The sequence below is a fragment of the uncultured Xylophilus sp. genome, from assembly GCA_913776965.1.
GTDB lineage: Bacteria > Pseudomonadota > Gammaproteobacteria > Burkholderiales > Burkholderiaceae_C > Xylophilus.
In genome coordinates this window covers 1-16001 of sequence record CAJYQL010000115.1, presented here as the reverse complement: position 1 = coordinate 16001, position 16001 = coordinate 1, and the positions used below count along the sequence as shown (strand labels likewise).

13 protein-coding genes are annotated in these 16001 nt (G+C 68.7%); 10 read left to right on the top strand and 3 right to left on the bottom strand.

Annotated elements, in window-relative coordinates:
- Positions 1–5 precede the first annotated feature (5 nt).
- Together QZ500_RS16025 and serA are read right to left on the bottom strand one after the other, a co-directional pair.
- Complete coding sequence (locus tag QZ500_RS16025) at positions 6–3926, bottom strand: FAD/FMN-binding oxidoreductase (protein WP_295856500.1); 3921 nt, start codon at positions 3924–3926, stop codon at positions 6–8.
- 108 nt (positions 3927–4034) lie between these two features.
- Positions 4035–5264, bottom strand: coding sequence for a phosphoglycerate dehydrogenase (gene serA / locus QZ500_RS16020; RefSeq protein WP_295856499.1), 1230 nt, complete (start codon positions 5262–5264; stop codon positions 4035–4037).
- A gap of 277 nt (positions 5265–5541) precedes the next feature.
- On the opposite strand from serA, the gene ugpB reads away from it, so the two are divergent.
- From ugpB to ugpQ, 5 genes are all read left to right on the top strand, one after another.
- Entirely contained in the window at positions 5542–6852 is a 1311-nt protein-coding gene (ugpB, locus tag QZ500_RS16015) for a sn-glycerol-3-phosphate ABC transporter substrate-binding protein UgpB (protein WP_295856497.1), read from the top strand.
- Positions 6853–6979: 127 nt separating this feature from the next.
- Complete coding sequence (gene ugpA / locus QZ500_RS16010) at positions 6980–7861, top strand: sn-glycerol-3-phosphate ABC transporter permease UgpA (protein ID WP_295856496.1); 882 nt, start codon at positions 6980–6982, stop codon at positions 7859–7861.
- A 153-nt stretch (positions 7862–8014) separates the two neighbouring features.
- The gene (ugpE, locus tag QZ500_RS16005) at positions 8015–8863 is read left to right on the top strand and encodes a sn-glycerol-3-phosphate ABC transporter permease UgpE (protein WP_295856495.1); all 849 of its coding nucleotides are present in this window, start codon (positions 8015–8017) and stop codon (positions 8861–8863) included.
- Between the two features lie 130 nt (positions 8864–8993).
- Positions 8994–9998: a sn-glycerol-3-phosphate ABC transporter ATP-binding protein UgpC gene (gene ugpC, locus QZ500_RS16000; RefSeq protein WP_295856494.1), complete on the top strand. Its 1005-nt coding sequence runs from the start codon at positions 8994–8996 to the stop codon at positions 9996–9998.
- Positions 9995–10765 (top strand): glycerophosphodiester phosphodiesterase, encoded by a 771-nt coding sequence (ugpQ, locus tag QZ500_RS15995; protein WP_295856492.1) that lies wholly within the window; start codon positions 9995–9997, stop codon positions 10763–10765. The genes ugpC and ugpQ overlap by 4 nt, the downstream gene beginning before the upstream one ends.
- On the opposite strand, the gene QZ500_RS15990 is transcribed toward ugpQ, so the two are convergent.
- On the bottom strand, positions 10762–11040 hold the full coding sequence (locus QZ500_RS15990) for a hypothetical protein (protein ID WP_295856490.1): 279 nt from the start codon (positions 11038–11040) through the stop codon (positions 10762–10764). The genes ugpQ and QZ500_RS15990 overlap by 4 nt on opposite strands.
- Before the next feature lie 64 nt (positions 11041–11104).
- Here QZ500_RS15990 and hemA point away from each other — a divergent pair, with 64 nt between their 5' ends.
- From hemA to QZ500_RS15965, 5 genes are all read left to right on the top strand, one after another.
- Complete coding sequence (gene hemA, locus QZ500_RS15985) at positions 11105–12421, top strand: glutamyl-tRNA reductase (protein ID WP_295856488.1); 1317 nt, start codon at positions 11105–11107, stop codon at positions 12419–12421.
- A 102-nt stretch (positions 12422–12523) separates the two neighbouring features.
- The gene (prfA, locus tag QZ500_RS15980; protein ID WP_295856486.1) at positions 12524–13606 is read left to right on the top strand and encodes a peptide chain release factor 1; all 1083 of its coding nucleotides are present in this window, start codon (positions 12524–12526) and stop codon (positions 13604–13606) included.
- A gap of 14 nt (positions 13607–13620) precedes the next feature.
- Positions 13621–14526: a peptide chain release factor N(5)-glutamine methyltransferase gene (prmC, locus tag QZ500_RS15975; protein WP_295856484.1), complete on the top strand. Its 906-nt coding sequence runs from the start codon at positions 13621–13623 to the stop codon at positions 14524–14526.
- A gap of 58 nt (positions 14527–14584) precedes the next feature.
- Complete coding sequence (gene grxD / locus QZ500_RS15970) at positions 14585–14917, top strand: Grx4 family monothiol glutaredoxin (protein ID WP_295856482.1); 333 nt, start codon at positions 14585–14587, stop codon at positions 14915–14917.
- Positions 14918–15077: 160 nt separating this feature from the next.
- Positions 15078–16001: AAA family ATPase (locus QZ500_RS15965; protein ID WP_295856481.1), on the top strand; the 924-nt coding region annotated here is incomplete at its 3' end.

Sequence of the window (16001 nt, the reverse complement as noted above, 5' to 3'; positions counted from 1 at the left end):
GGCGTTCACACCAGCACCCGCTCGATGCCGCCGCTGTTGGCCGCGGCCACGTAGCGCGGCATCCAGTCCTCGCCGAGGATCTTGCGCGCCATCTCGACCACGATGTAGTCGGCTTCCAGCAGGCCGTTGTTCAGGTCGTCGCCGTAGCGCTTCAGGCCCTGCAGGCAGCTCGGGCAGCTGGTGAGGATCTTCACGTCGGCGCCTGCCGGCAGCGCGGCCTGGGTGCGCAGGGCGGCCTCGTTCTTCTTCAGCTCCTCTTCCTTGCGGAAGCGGACCTGGGTGGAGATGTCCGGCCGGGTCACGCCCAGGGTGCCGGATTCGCCGCAGCAGCGGTCGCTCTTCAGCACCTGGTCGCCGACCAGCGCCTTGACCGTCTTCATCGGCTCCTGCAGCTTCATCGGCGTGTGGCAGGGGTCGTGGTAGAGGTAGGCACCGCCCGCGTCGAGCGCGATGCCCTTCTCCAGCAGGAACTCGTGGATGTCGATGATCCGGCAGCCCGGGAAGATCTTGTCGAATTCGTAGCCCTGCAGCTGGTCGTAGCAGGTACCGCAGCTCACCACCACCGTCTTGATGTCGAGGTAGTTGAGCGTGTTGGCGACCCGGTGGAACAGCACCCGGTTGTCGGTGATGATCTTGTCGGCCGCGTCGAACTGGCCGCTGCCCTTCTGCGGATAGCCGCAGCACAGGTAGCCCGGCGGCAGCACTGTCTGCACGCCGGCATGCCAGAGCATCGCCTGCGTCGCGAGGCCCACCTGACTGAACAGCCGCTCGGAGCCGCAGCCGGGGAAGTAGAAGACCGCCTCGCTGTGGGTGCTGGTGGCCTGCGGGTCGCGGATGATCGGAACGTAGTCGCGATCCTCGATGTCGAGCAGCGCGCGCGCCGTCTTCTTCGGCAGTCCGCCCGGCATCTTCTTGTTGACGAAGTGGATCACCTGCTCGCGCACCGGCGCCGTGCCGACCGTGGCCGGCGGATGCGCGGTCTGGTGGCGCGCCAGGCCGCCGAGCAGCTTGTTCGCCGCCCGCTGCGCCTTGAAGCCGACGCCCACCATCGCGCCGCGCATCAGCTTGATCGTCTCGGGCTGGGTGGCGTTGAGGAAGAACATCGCCGCCGCGTTGCCCGGGCGGAAGCTCTTCTGGCCCATCTTGCGCAGCAGGTTGCGCATGTTCATCGACACGTCGCCGAAGTCGATCTTCACCGGGCACGGCGTATAGCACTTGTGGCAGACGGTGCAGTGGTCGGCCACGTCTTCGAACTCCTGCCAGTGCTTGATGCTCACGCCGCGGCGGGTCTGCTCCTCGTACAGAAAAGCTTCCACCAGCAGCGAGGTCGCCAGGATCTTGTTGCGCGGGCTGTAGAGCAGGTTGGCGCGCGGCACGTGGGTCGCGCAGACCGGCTTGCACTTGCCGCAGCGCAGGCAGTCCTTGACCGAATCGGCGATCGCGCCGATGTCGCTCTGCTGCATGATCAGCGATTCATGCCCCATCAGGCCGAAGCTCGGCGTGTAGGCATGGGTCAGGTCGGCATGGCGCACCGCGTCGGCCGGATTGCGAAGGTTTTCGGGCTCCGGCGCCCGTCCCGCCTGCGCGGCACGCTCCTGATTTCGTAGCAGCTTGCCCTTGTTGAAGCGGCCGTGCGGATCGACCCGGCGCTTGTAGTCCGCGAATGGCGCCAGTTCCTCGTCGGTCAGGAATTCCAGCTTGGTGATGCCGATGCCGTGCTCGCCGGAGATCACGCCGTCCAGGCTGCGCGCCAGCACCATGATCCGCGCCACCGCCTCGTGGGCGGTCTGCAGCATGTCGTAGTCGTCGCTGTTGACCGGGATGTTGGTGTGCACATTGCCGTCGCCGGCATGCATGTGCAGCGCGACCCAGACCCGGCCCTTGAGCACCTTCTGGTGGATCGCGTCCACCTCGACCAGCAGCGGCGCGAATTCCGGGCCGCCGAAGATCTTCTGCAGCGGCTGGCGGATCTGCGTCTTCCAGCTGGCGCGCAGCGTGTGGTCCTGCAGCTGGGGGAACAGCACGTCGGCTTGCTCCAGCCAGCCGGCCCATTGGGCGCGCACGCCCTGCAGCAGCGCGAGCGCACGGGCGACGCGATCCTCCAGCAGCTCGGCCGACGGGATGTCGTGCGCATCGTCGCTCTTGCCGAGCGGCAGATTGCCGCGGGCGAAGAACGCCTCCAGCGCGTCGCACAGCGCCAGCTTGTTGCGCAAGCTGAGCTCGATGTTGATCCGCTCGATGCCGTCGGTGTACTCGGCCATCCGCGGCAGCGGGATCACCACGTCCTCGTTGATCTTGAAGGCGTTCGTGTGGCGGCTGATCGCGGCGGTGCGCTTGCGGTCGAGCCAGAACTTCTTGCGCGCCTCGGGGCTGATCGCGACGAAGCCTTCGCCGCTGCGCGAATTGGCGATGCGCACCACTTCGCTAGTCACCCGCGCCACCGCGTCGGCGTCGTCGCCGCTGATGTCGCCGAACAGCACCATCTTCGGCAGACCCGCATGGGTCTTCGACTTGGTCGCGTAGCCGACCGCCTTCAGGTACCGATCGTCCAGGTGCTCCAGGCCGGCCAGCAGCACGCCCGAGCGCTTCTGCTCGGCGAACATGAAGTCCTTGATCTCGACGATGCTCGGCACCGCGTCCTTGGCGTTGCCGAAGAATTCGAGGCAGACGGTGCGGGTGTGCGGCGGCATGCGGTGCACGATCCAGCGGCCGCTGGTGATCAGGCCGTCGCAGCCTTCCTTCTGGATGCCCGGCAGGCCCGAGAGGAACTTGTCGGTCACGTCCTTGCCGAGGCCTTCCTTGCGGAAGGTCTTGCCGGCGATGTCGAGCCGTTCCGTGCGGATCGGTGTCTTGCCGTCGGCCTCGAAGTAGCGCAGCTCGAAGCTCGCCATCTCGGCGTCGTGGATCTTGCCAAGGTTGTGGCCGATGCGGACCACCTCCAGCCACTGCGCCTCGGGCGTCACCATGCGCCAGGAGGCGAGGTTGTCGAGCGCCGTACCCCAGAGCACCGCCTTCTTGCCGCCCGCGTTCATCGCGATGTTGCCGCCGACGCACGACGCCTCGGCCGAGGTCGGGTCCACCGCGAACACGTAGCCGGCGCGCTCGGCCGCATCGGACACCCGCTGGGTGACGACGCCGGCACCGGTCCAGATCGTCGGCACCGGCTGGTCCAGGCCGGGCAGCGCGACCAGCTCGACCTCGGTCATCTGTTCGAGCTTCTCGGTGTTGATCACCGCGCTCTTCCAGGTGAGCGGGATCGCGCCGCCGGTGTAGCCGGTTCCGCCGCCGCGCGGGATGATCGTCAGGCCGAGCTCGATGCAGCCCTTGACCAGGCCGGCCATCTCGGCCTCGGTGTCGGGCGTCAGCACGACGAACGGGTATTCGACCCGCCAGTCGGTGGCGTCGGTGACGTGCGCCACCCGCGACAGGCCGTCGAACTTGATGTTGTCCTTCGCGGTCAGCCGGCCCAGCGTGCGCTGGGTCTCGCGGCGCAGCGCGGCGGTGCGCTCGAAGCCGTCGGAGAAGGCGGCGATCGCGCTTTCGACCAGCCCGAGCAGCTCGGCCACCACCGCGTCGCGCCGGGCGTCGTCCGCAGGGGTACGTCGACGGCCGACTTCGGCCAGGCGGTGGCGCAGCGCGTCGGCCAGCTGGCGGCGGCGCTTCGGGTTGTCCAGCAGGTCGTCCTGCAGGTAGGGGTTGCGCTGCACCACCCAGATGTCGCCGAGCACCTCGTAGAGCATGCGGGCGGAGCGGCCGGTCTGGCGTTCGCCGCGCAGCTGCTGCAGCATGTCCCAAGCGCGGTCGCCGAGCAGCCGCAGGACGATCTCGCGGTCGGAGAACGAGGTGTAGTTGTAGGGGATTTCGCGCAGCCGCGCGGGCCCTTCGGCCTGCGCGATCAGCGCCGCCAGGGCGGTGGGAGCATTCATCGGGGGTCCTGGTGGGGACGCGGACCCGTGCGGGTGCCGCGGGAGGGGGATTTTACGCGGACCCCTCCGCATCCGCCCGGCCGCTGGCCGTGCCGGCGCGGCGGGTCGTCAGAACAGCACGCGGCTGCGGATTGTGCCGGGCACCTCGGCCAGCATCGCCTGCGCCCGCTCCGACGACGCCGCGTCCACGTCGATCACGACATAGCCGACCGTGTCGCTGGTCTGCAGGTACTGCGCGGCGATGTTGATCTGGTGGTCCGAGAAGATCTTGTTGATCTGCGACAGCACGCCCGGCACGTTGCGGTGGATGTGCAGCAGCCGGTGCTTGCCAGCATGGGCCGGCAACGCGACCTCGGGGAAGTTGACCGACGAGGTCGAGGTGCCGTTGTCGCTGTACTTCACCAGCTTCTCGGCCACTTCCAGGCCGATATTGGCCTGCGCCTCCATCGTCGAGCCGCCGACATGCGGCGTGAGGATCACGTTGTCCAGACCCTGCAGCGGCGAGGAGAACGACTCCTTGTTGCTGCCCGGCTCGACCGGGAACACGTCGATCGCCGCGCCGAGCAGCTTCTTCGCGCGTATCGCCTCGGCCAGCGCCTCGATCCGCACCACGGTGCCGCGCGACGCGTTGATCAGGATGCCGCCCTGCTTCATCGCCGCGATCTCGGCCTCGCCGATCATCCACTGGGTCGCGGGCGTCTCGGGGACGTGCAGCGTGACGATGTCGCTCTGGGCCATCAGTTCGGTCAGCGAATGCACCTGGCGGGCATTGCCCAGCGGCAGCTTGGTGACCACGTCGTAGAAGGCGACCTTCATGCCGAGCGCCTCGGCCAGCACCGACAGCTGGGTGCCGATCGAGCCGTAGCCGACGATGCCGAGCGTCTTGCCGCGGATCTCATAGGAATCGATCGCCGACTTCAGCCAGCCGCCGCGGTGCGCCAGCGCATTCTTCTCGGGGATGCCGCGCAACAGCAGGATCGCCTCGGCCAGCACCAGTTCGGCGACAGACCGGGTATTGGAATACGGCGCGTTGAAGACGGCCACGCCGCGTTCGCGGGCTGCGTTCAGGTCGACCTGGTTGGTGCCGATGCAGAAGCAACCCACCGCGACCAGCTTCGGCGCATGGGCCAGCACGTCGGCGGTCAGCTGGGTCTGCGAGCGGATGCCGAGGAAATGCACGTCGGCCAGCTTGGCCTTCAGTTCCTCGCCCTGCAGCGCCTTGGGCAGGGTCTCGATCTGCGAATAGCCGGCCCGGCGCAGGACCTCGCTGGCGGACGCATGGATGCCCTCGAGCAACAGGAACTTGATCTTGCTTTTGTCCAGGGAAGTCTTGCTCATGGCGCACGCGGACGGCGGAGCGCCCGGCATCTGGGGAAAAGGGGGCGACGATCCTAGCATGGTGCATTGCAGCAAGCGGCCTTCTCAGCCGGGCTGCCCTCGACCGTGCAGGGGCTTCGTCGTGAGTGCCTGCACCCGTGTCACGCGGCGGACAGACTCGCGCCCGCGATGCAGGGTTTCCCCAAGACGCCCGGGGCGGCACTGCCATCAAAATGACATATCAGTGTCACCGACGGTCGCCACGCTGCGCGCACCGTTTTCCCCTTCAGGAGCTTTCATGACTTTCACGCGCATCGCCGCAGCCGCGGCGTTCGCCGCCCTGGCGGCCACATCGGCCCAGGCCCAGACCGAGATCCAGTGGTGGCACTCGATGAGCGGCCCGCTCGGCGAATGGGTCAACGACCTGGCCCGGCAGTACAACGACAGCCAGAAGGACTACAAGGTCGTGCCCACCTACAAGGGCCAGTATGACGAATCGATGACAGCCGCGGTCGCGGCCTTCCGCGCCGGCAACGCACCCGACGTGCTGCAGGTGTTCGAGGTCGGCACCGCGACCATGATGGCGTCGAAGGGCGTGATCAAGCCGGTCGCCGAAGTCATGACCACCGGCGGCGCCAAGTTCGACCCGAGCGTCTACATCCCCGCTGTTGCCGGCTACTACACCGCCCCGAACGGCCAGATGCTGAGCTTCCCGTTCAACAGCTCGACGACCATCTTCTATTACAACAAGGACGCTTTCAAGGCAGCCGGCCTGGACCCCGAGAAGGCGCCGACGACCTGGCCCGAGGTCATGGCCGCGGCCGACAAGCTCAAGGCGAGCGGCCACAAGTGCCCCTACACCACCAGCTGGATGAGCTGGACGCAGCTCGAGAGCTTCTCGACCTGGCACAACACGCTGTACGCGACCGAGAACAACGGCTTCGGCGGCACCCAGGCGCGCCTGGCCTTCAACTCGCCGCTGCACGTCAAGCATTTCGAGAACCTGGCGAAGATGGCCAAGGAGGGCACCTTCGTCTACAAGGGCCGCAACAACACCGCGGACGCCGCCTTCCCGTCGGGCGAGTGCGCGATGATGACCGGCTCCTCCGGCCTGTACGCCCGTGTCGCCAAGGATGCGAAGTTCAAGTACGGCATCTCCGCCCTGCCCTACTACCCCGACGTGAAGGGTGCGCCGCAGAACACCGTGATCGGCGGCGCCAGCCTGTGGGTGATGTCCGGCAAGACGCCCGAGAAGTACAAGGGCGTGGCCAGCTTCTTCAATTACCTGTCGGACACCAAGGTCCAGTCCGAGAGCCACAAGCGCACCGGCTACCTGCCGCTCACCACCGCGGCCTACAAGCTGACCGAAGCCTCCGGCTTCTACGAGAAGAACCCGGGCACCGACGTGGCGGTGACGCAGATGATCCGCAAGACGACCGACAAGTCGCGCGGCATCCGCCTCGGCAACTTCGTGCAGATCCGCACCATCGTCGACGAGGAAACCGAACAGATCTGGAGCGGCAAGCGCAACGCGAAGGAAGCGCTGGACGCCGCGGTCAAGCGCGGCAACGAGCAGCTCGAGCGCTTCCAGCGCGCCAACAAGGGCTGACGGCGTCCCGCATCGTCGTCCGCGACAGTCCCTGCCCGGTGCGGGGACGACGTCCGGACGACGCCGCCAGAGCCCCCACCTCCCGCCGCGCTGAACCGCCGGCGGGTTTTCCGTTTTCAAGGACCCCATGGAAAAACGTGTCCTCTTCCGATCCCGCTGGCTGCCCTGGGTGCTGATCGCGCCGCAGATGGCGGTGATCCTGGTGTTCTTCTTCTGGCCGGCGAGCCAGGCCATCCTGCAGTCGCTGCAGTCGGAAGACGCCTTCGGCACCTCGGTGACCTTCGTCGGCCTGGAGAACTTCAGGACGCTGTTCGAGGACCCGGCCTACATCGAATCCTTCAAGGTGACGGCGCTGTTCTCGGTGCTCGTCGCGGGCAGCGGCATCGCGCTGTCGCTGGTGCTCGCCATCTTCGCGGACCGCATCCTGCGCGGCAGCCTGTTCTACAAGACCTTCCTGATCATTCCCTACGCGGTGGCGCCGGCGATCGCGGGCGTGCTCTGGGTATTCATGTTCTCCCCGAGCATCGGCGTGGTGGCCTACGGCCTGCGCAAGATCGGCTTCGACTGGAACCACCTGCTCAACTCCAACCAGGCACTCGCGCTGATCGTGGTCGCGGCGGTGTGGAAGCAGATCTCGTACAACTTCCTGTTCTTCCTGGCCGGCCTGCAGTCGATCCCGAAGGCACTGATCGAGGCCGCCTCGATCGACGGCGCCGGGCCGCTGCGCCGGTTCCTCTCCATCCAGTTCCCGCTGCTGTCGCCGACCACCTTCTTCCTGCTGGTGATCAACGTGGTGTATGCGTTCTTCGACACCTTCGCGATCGTGCATGCCACCACCGAAGGCGGCCCCGGCCGCGACACCTCGATCCTGGTCTACAAGGTCTGGCACGACGGCTTCAAGGCGCTGGACCTGGGCGGGTCGGCCGCACAGTCGGTGGTGCTGATGGTGATCGTCGTGGTGCTCACGGTGATCCAGTTCCGCTACGTCGAGAAGAAAGTCCAGTACTGATGCGTACCTCCCCCAGTCTTCGCGCACTTCGTGTCGCTTCGCCTACCCCCTCGCGGGGGCACGCCCGGCGGCCTGGCAGAGCCCGTTCCGCGGGCGTCGCTGGAATGGTCTGCTCGGCGGCCATCGGATATTTGATTCACACGGAGGTGCGCCATGGTTGAACGTCGCCCCGGTCTCACCATCCTGTCGCATGTCGTGCTGCTGCTCGGCATCGCGATCGTCGTGTTCCCGATCTACCTGGCGTTCGTCGCCTCCACCCACACGCGCGACGAGATCCTGCAGGTGCCGATGCCGATCACGCCCGGCGCCCACATGATCGAGAACTACACCGCGGCCCTCACCGGCGCCGACACCCAGGGCGCGCGCGTGGTGGTCGGCCGCATGATGTGGATCAGCTTCGTCACCGCCATGGTGATCGCGCTCGGCAAGATCGCGATCTCGCTGCTGTCGGCGTTCGCCATCGTGTACTTCCGCTTCCCGTTCAAGAAGATCGTCTTCTGGATGATCTTCGTGACGCTGATGCTGCCGGTGGAGGTGCGCATCCTGCCCACCTACAAGGTCCTGGCGGACCTGAACATGCTCAACACCTATGCGGGCCTCACGGTGCCGCTGATCGCGTCGGCCACCGCGACCTTCCTGTTCCGGCAGTTCTTCATGTCGGTGCCGGACGAGCTGGTGGAGGCCGCGCGCATCGACGGCGCCGGGCCGATGCGCTTCTTCAAGGACGTGCTGGTGCCGCTGTCGCAGACCTCGATCGCCGCGCTGTTCGTGATCCAGTTCATCTACGGCTGGAACCAGTACCTTTGGCCGCTATTGGCGACCACCACCGAGGACATGTACCCGGTGGTGATCGGCATCAAGCGGATGATCGCCAGCGGCGACGCCGCCGTGGACTGGAACCTGGTGATGGCCACCGCCGTCCTGGCCATGATTCCGCCGGCGATCGTCGTGATGCTGATGCAGCGCTGGTTCGTCAAGGGCCTGGTCGACACAGAAAAATGAGTTCGACCCCGTTGCTTGCTCACTGCGTGTAGCCGCCTCCCCCTTCCAGGGGCGGCACCGGCGGACCGGCGGAGCCGGATCCGCGGTGCCCTCCCCGCCACCCCTCCACTCTCCGCATACGCTTTCCACCATGTCCGGCATCTCCCTTCGCAACATCATCAAGCGCTACGGCAAGGGCGCCAAGGCCAACCAGGTCATCCACGGCGTGAGCGCCGATATCCACGACGGCGAATTCGTCGTCATCGTCGGGCCGTCGGGCTGCGGCAAGTCCACGCTGCTGCGCATGGTCGCGGGGCTGGAGGAAGTGAGCGAGGGCGAGATCGCCATCGGCGGCCGGGTGGTCAACGACGTCGAGCCGGCGCAGCGGGACATCGCGATGGTGTTCCAGAACTACGCGCTCTACCCGCACATGACCAACTTCGACAACATGGCCTACGGCCTGCGCATCCAGGGCGTGCCGAAGGACGAGATCAAGACGCGGGTGGACAAGGCCGCAAAGATCCTCGAACTGGGCCAACTGCTGGAGCGCAAGCCGCGCGAGCTGTCGGGCGGCCAGCGCCAGCGGGTCGCGATGGGCCGCGCGATCGTGCGGCAGCCGCAGGTGTTCCTGTTCGACGAACCGCTGTCCAATCTCGACGCCAAGCTGCGCGCGCAGACCCGGCTGGAGATCCAGAAGCTGCACCGCGAACTCGGCATCACCAGTCTGTTCGTCACCCACGACCAGGTCGAGGCGATGACGCTGGCCCAACGCATGATGGTGATGAACGGCGGCGTGATGGAGCAGTTCGGCACGCCCGAGGAGGTCTACCACACGCCGGCCTCCACCTTCGTCGCGAGCTTCATCGGCTCGCCGCCGATGAACCTGCTGAAGGACGCGCCGGGCGGGCGGCCGGGCACGATCCTCGGCATCCGGCCGGAACACCTGGACGTGGGCGCCGAGGGTTGGTCGGTGCAGGTCGAGACGACCGAGCTGCTCGGCGCCGAGCGGCTGCTCTACACCCGACTGCGCGACGAGCCGCTGATCGTGCGCGTGGCCGAAGGCGGCCCGGCGCCCGAACCCGGCACCACGCTGCGGGTGATGCCGCGCGAGGACCGGGTGCACTGGTTCAACGCCGAGGACGGCAAGCGCCTGTGAGCACGACCTCCGCCCTGCCCGCGGCGACGGCGCGCCCCTGGCCGTATCCGCGCTGGATCGCCCACCGCGGCGCCGGCAAATTGGCGCCCGAGAACACGCTGTCCGCGTTCCGCCTGGGCGCCGCGCACGGCTACCGCATGTTCGAGTGCGACGCCAAGCTGAGCGCCGACGGCGTGCCCTTCCTGCTGCACGACAGCACGCTGGACCGCACCACCGACGGCCGCGGCACCGCCGGCGAGCGTACCTGGGCGGAGCTGTCGCGGCTCGACGCGGGCGGCTGGCATTCCCGCGGCTTCGCGGGCGAGCCGCTGCCGACGCTGGAGGCCGTCGCGCGCTTTTGCCTGTGCAACGACCTGCTGCTGAACATCGAGATCAAGCCGACCCCGGGCGACGAGGCGCGCACCGGCCGCATCGTCGCCGAGACGGCGGCGCGGCTGTGGGCCGATGCGGCCGTCCCGCCGCTGCTCACCTCGTTCAAGCCGGAAGCGCTCGCCGCCGCCCGAGACGCCGCGCCGGACCTGCCGCGCGGCCTGCTGCTCGACGCCCTGCGCGCCGGCTGGCGCGAGGAAGCCGTGGCGCTCGGCTGCGTGGCGGTGGTCTGCCAGTTCGGGCTGTGGACGGCGGAGACGGTCGCCGCGGTGCATGCCGACGGCCTGCGGGCGCTGTCCTATACGGTGAACGATCCGGCGCCGGCGCAGTGGCTCGACGGCCTGGGCACCGACGGCATCATCACCGACCGGGTGGACCGGTTCGCGCCGGGCGCCTAGGCTTTCCAGCCGCGGCGCAGGCACCATTCGCTGGTGGCGACCGCGGCTACCAGCAGCGCCCAGGTCGCCATGCGCCCGTCGTGGCCGGTGACCGCCAGACCGCCCGCGAGCACCACGACCCCCACTATGGAATTGATAGCTGCTCGCGCAGTCCAGCCGGGCGCTGCAGCCGTTTTGGGCGTCAAGAACCGGGACACGGCCGCGACCAGCATGCCCAGCACCAGCGCCGGTGCGACGAAGTTCAGCAGGTGGTCGAAGGCGGCGACGGGGTGCATGGGCGAATCGCGACGATAGCCAGCGGGCACTGTCGGACAAAGCCCACAATTTTATAATCGCCGGATGTCTGTCTGGGCCCTGGGCATCAACCACCACACCGCGCCGCTCGATCTGCGCGGCCGGTTCGCCTTTGCGCTCGACCAGATCGCCCCGACACTGCAGGGCCTGCGCGGCTCCTTCGGCCCCGCCGGCGGCCGCCATCCGCAGGTCGAGGCGGCGATCCTCTCCACCTGCAATCGCACCGAGATCTACTGCGCCGGCGCCGACGGCCATGCCCAGGCCGCGGTCGAGCACACGCTCGGCTGGCTGGCGCAGACCGGCGGCGTGTCGCCTGCGGTGCTGCAGTCGCATGCCTACACGCTGCACGGCGCGCCGGCCGCGCGCCATGCCTTCCGCGTCGCCAGCGGGCTCGACTCGATGGTGCTCGGCGAGGCGCAGATCCTCGGCCAGATGAAGGACGCGGTACGCGCCGCCGAGGAAGCCGGCGCGCTCGGCACCACCCTCAACCAGCTGTTCCAGCGCTCCTTTGCCGTCGCCAAGGAAGTGCGCAGCGCCACCGAGATCGGCGCGCATTCGATCAGCATGGCCGCAGCCGCGGTGCGGCTGGCCGGCCAGCTGTTCGAGGACCTGGGCGCGATCAGGATCCTGTTCGTCGGCGCCGGCGAAATGATCGAGCTGGCCGCCACCCACTTCGCCGCGAAGCAGCCCCAGGCGATTGCCATCGCCAACCGCACGCTCGAGCGCGGCGAGCGGCTGGCCGCGCGCTTCGGCGCCGAGCCGATGCGGCTGGCCGACCTGCCCGCCCGGCTGCACGAATTCGACGCGGTCGTCAGCTGCACCGCCAGTTCGCTGCCGATCATCGGCCTGGGTGCGGTCGAGCGGGCGTTGAAGAGCCGCAAGCACCGGCCGATGTTCATGGTGGACCTCGCGGTGCCGCGCGACATCGAGCCCGAGGTCAAGGACCTGGAAGACGTTTTCCTCTACACCGTCGACGACCTCGCCAGCGTGGTGCAGACCGGCCAGGCCCACCGCCAGGCCGCCGTCGCCCAGGCCGAGGCGATCATCGACACCGGCGTGCAGAGCTTCGTGCAGTGGCTGGAGCAGCGCGACCCGGTCACCGGCACGGTGCCGCTGATCCGCCAGCTCAACGCCCAGGCCGACCACTGGCGCTCGATCGAGATCGCCCGCGCCCGCAAGATGCTGGCCCGCGGCGAGGACGTGGACGCGGTGCTCGAGGCCCTGTCGCGCGGCCTGACCCAGAAGATGCTGCACGGCGCGATGGCCGAGCTGCATGCGGGCGACGCCGCCCAGCGCGAGCGCACCGCCGAGACGGTCTCGCGCCTGTTCCTGCGCGGCACCGCGCCCCGCACCGAGCGTTAGCGGCGACCGCCGCCGCCGTGCCCGGCCGGGCACGGCTTCCCGGGCCGTCTGCCGCAGCGCGCGGCGTGCGCCCCTCCCGTTTTTCTTCCTGCCCCAATCCGCGTGAAAACCTTTCTCCGCCAGCAGCTCGAACGCTACGCCCTGCGCCTGCAGGAACTCGACTTCCTGCTGTCGCGCGAGGACATCATGGGCGACATGGAGCAGTACCGCACCCTGTCGCGCGAGCATGCCGAGGTGACCCAGGTCGCCGGCCGCTACGCCCGCTACCGCCAGTGCGAGGCCGACCTGGCCAGCGCCCGCGAACTGCTCGCCGACCCCGACATGGCCGAGATGGCACAGGACGAGATCGCCAGCGCCGAGGCCGAGCTGCCGCGGCTCGAGGACGAATTGCAGCGCCTGCTGCTGCCGAAGGACCCGGACGACGTGCGCAACGCCTTCCTGGAAATCCGCGCCGGCACCGGCGGCGACGAATCGGCCCTGTTCGCCGGCGATCTGGCGCGCATGTACAGCCGCTATGCCGCCAGCCAGGGCTGGAAGGTCGAGATCCTGAGCGCCAACGAGAACGAGATCGGCGGGTACAAGGAAGTCGTGCTGCGGGTCGAGGCGGACGGCGCCTACGGCGCGCTGCGTTTCGAGTCCGGCGGCCACCGGGTGCAGCGGGTGCCGGCCACCGAGACCCAGGGCCGCATCCACACCAGCGCCTGCACCGTCGCGGTCATGCCCGAGCCGGACGAGCGCCAGGCGATCACGCTGAACCCGGCGGACCTGCGGATCGACACCTTCCGCGCCTCAGGCGCCGGCGGCCAGCACATCAACAAGACCGACTCCGCCGTGCGGGTGGTCCACCTGCCGACCGGCCTGGTCGCCGAATGCCAGGACGGCCGCAGCCAGCATGCCAACAAGGCCAAGGCGCTGCAGGTGCTGCAGGCGCGCCTGCAAGAGAAAGAGCGCAGCGAGCGCGCCGCCCAGGAAGCCGCGCTGCGCAAGGGCCTGATCGGCAGCGGCGACCGCAGCGACCGCATCCGCACCTACAACTTCCCGCAGGGGCGCCTCACCGACCACCGGATCAACCTGACGCTCTACAAGCTGCTGATGGTGATGGAAGGCGACCTGGGCGAGGTGCTGGACGCGCTGCGCCAGGCCCGCGAGGCCGAGCAGCTCGCCGAGCTGGAAACCGCGGCGTGATGCCGGATTTCGGCATGGAATCGGCTTCCAGCGCAGGCGCAGCGGGCGCCAGCAGCTCCTCTTTCGATAGCACCACACTGGCCGGCGCCCTGCGCGCCGCCGCCACGCTCGGGCTGGACCGGCTCGACGCCCAACTGCTGCTGCTGCACGCGCTCGACCGCCCGCACGACGACGGCGCCGGCCGCGCCTGGCTGCTGGTGCACGACACCGATCCGCTGCCCACTGCAGCCGCTGGGCGCTTCGAGGCGCTCTGCCTGCGCCGCCGTGCCGGCGAGCCGGTCGCCTACCTGGTCGGCCGGCAGGAATTCTTCGGTCTGCCGCTGGCGGTCGATGCCCGGGTGCTGGTGCCGCGGCCGGATACCGAAACGCTGGTCGACTGGGCACTGGCGCTCGACGACCTGCCGCCGGGCGATGCCGGCGGCCCGCGGGTGCTCGACCTCGGCACCGGCAGCGGCGCGATCGCGCTGGCGCTCCAGCACGCCCGGCCCGGCTGGCGGGTCGAGGCGGTCGATGCGAGTGCGGACGCGCTTGCCGTCGCCACGGCCAATGCCGCGCGGCTCGGGCTGCCGGTGCGCTTCCTGCACGGCGACTGGCTCGCCGGCCGCGACGCCGGCTATGCGCTGATCGTGTCCAACCCGCCCTACATCGCTGCTGCCGATCCGCACCTTGCGGCGCTGGTGCACGAGCCGCTGTCGGCACTGGCCTCGGGCGCCGACGGGCTCGACGACCTGCGCCGCATCGTCGGCGCAGCGCCGGCGCACCTCGCGCCCGGCGGCTGGCTGCTGCTGGAACACGGCTACGACCAGGCCGGCGCGGTGCGCGCGCTGCTCGACCGGGCCGGCTTCCTCGACGTGCAAAGCCGCCACGACCTGGCCGGCATCGCCCGCTGTTCCGGCGGCCGGCGGCCCGCACGCGGATAATTTCCGCCGAATCCGTTTTTCCCTCTCTTTTTTCTTTCCTCACCGCCCAGGAGCTGCCATGAGCGACGCCCAGCAACGCATCGACGACCTCGTCAAAACCCACGACATCCTGCTGTTCATGAAGGGCAGCGCCAGCTTCCCGATGTGCGGTTTTTCCGGCCGCGCCATCCAGGTCCTGAAGGCCTGCGGCGTGGACCCCAAGGCGGTGAAGACCGTCAACGTGCTGGAGGACGACGGCATCCGCCAGGGCATCAAGGAATACAGCCAGTGGCCGACGATCCCGCAGCTCTATGTGAAGGGCGAGTTCATCGGCGGCTCGGACATCATGATGGAGATGTACGAATCCGGCGAACTGCAGAAGGTGCTGACCGGCGACAGACCCGCCGCCTGACGCCCCGGCGCACCCCGCCGCAGGGCGGTCGCCGGAGCAGTCCGGCGACCGCCCTTTTTTTCGACCGTTCCTGCGCCTGCCGTCCGATGGACGCCGGGCACGGCTTGTGCTGGAATGAATTCGGTCCTTCCCTTTGTTCACGCACGACAAGGAGTGGTCGATGGAATCCCGGCATCTCGGTCCCGCATCCGCCCCCTGCCGCCTGCCGATCGCGCAGGTCCGCAGCGTCTTCGAACCCGCCGACGTGGAGCGCCGGCTGCAGAAGCTCCAGAAACAGGGCGGAGACGCCCGCGAGCACGACAGCCTGCGCACCACCTACGAGCGCATGCTCGAGCGCGGCCCCGAACGCTTCCAGGTCAAGCCCGCCGGCATCCCGGACATGGTGGACCTCTACGATGCGCTGCCCAACTTCACCGAAGTACTCGACGACGTGCGCCGCCATGTCGCGCTCGCGCAGGACAGCCGCGACGGGCTGGAGGTCACGCCGATGCTGCTGCTCGGCCCGCCCGGCATCGGCAAGACCCATTTCGCCCAGCATCTGGCCGACCTGATCGGCACCGGCATGAACCTGGTGCCGATGGGCTCGATGACCGCCGGCTGGCTGCTGTCGGGCTCGGCATCGCAGTGGAAGGGCGCCCGCCCCGGCAAGGTGTTCGACGCCCTGGTCGAGGGCACCTACGCCAATCCGGTGATCGTGGTGGACGAGATCGACAAGGCGAACGCCGACGCGCAGTACGACCCGCTCGGCGCGCTATACGGCCTGCTGGAGCACGACACCGCCGGTGCCTTCGTGGACGAGTTCGCCGAGGTGCCGATCGACGCCAGCCAGGTGGTCTGGATCACCACGGCCAACGACGCCCGCGCGATCCCCGATCCGATCCTCAACCGGATGAACGTGTTCGAGGTGCCGGCACCGACAGCCGAGCAGGCGCGCCACATCGCGCTGCGGCTGTACCAGTCGATCCGCCGCGGCCACGACTGGGGCGGCCGCTTCGACGAGTCGCCGCAGGATGCACTGCTCGACCGGCTGGCCGGCCTGGCGCCGCGCATTGCCGAAGGCGACCATCAGCGCCCGCCGCATCTC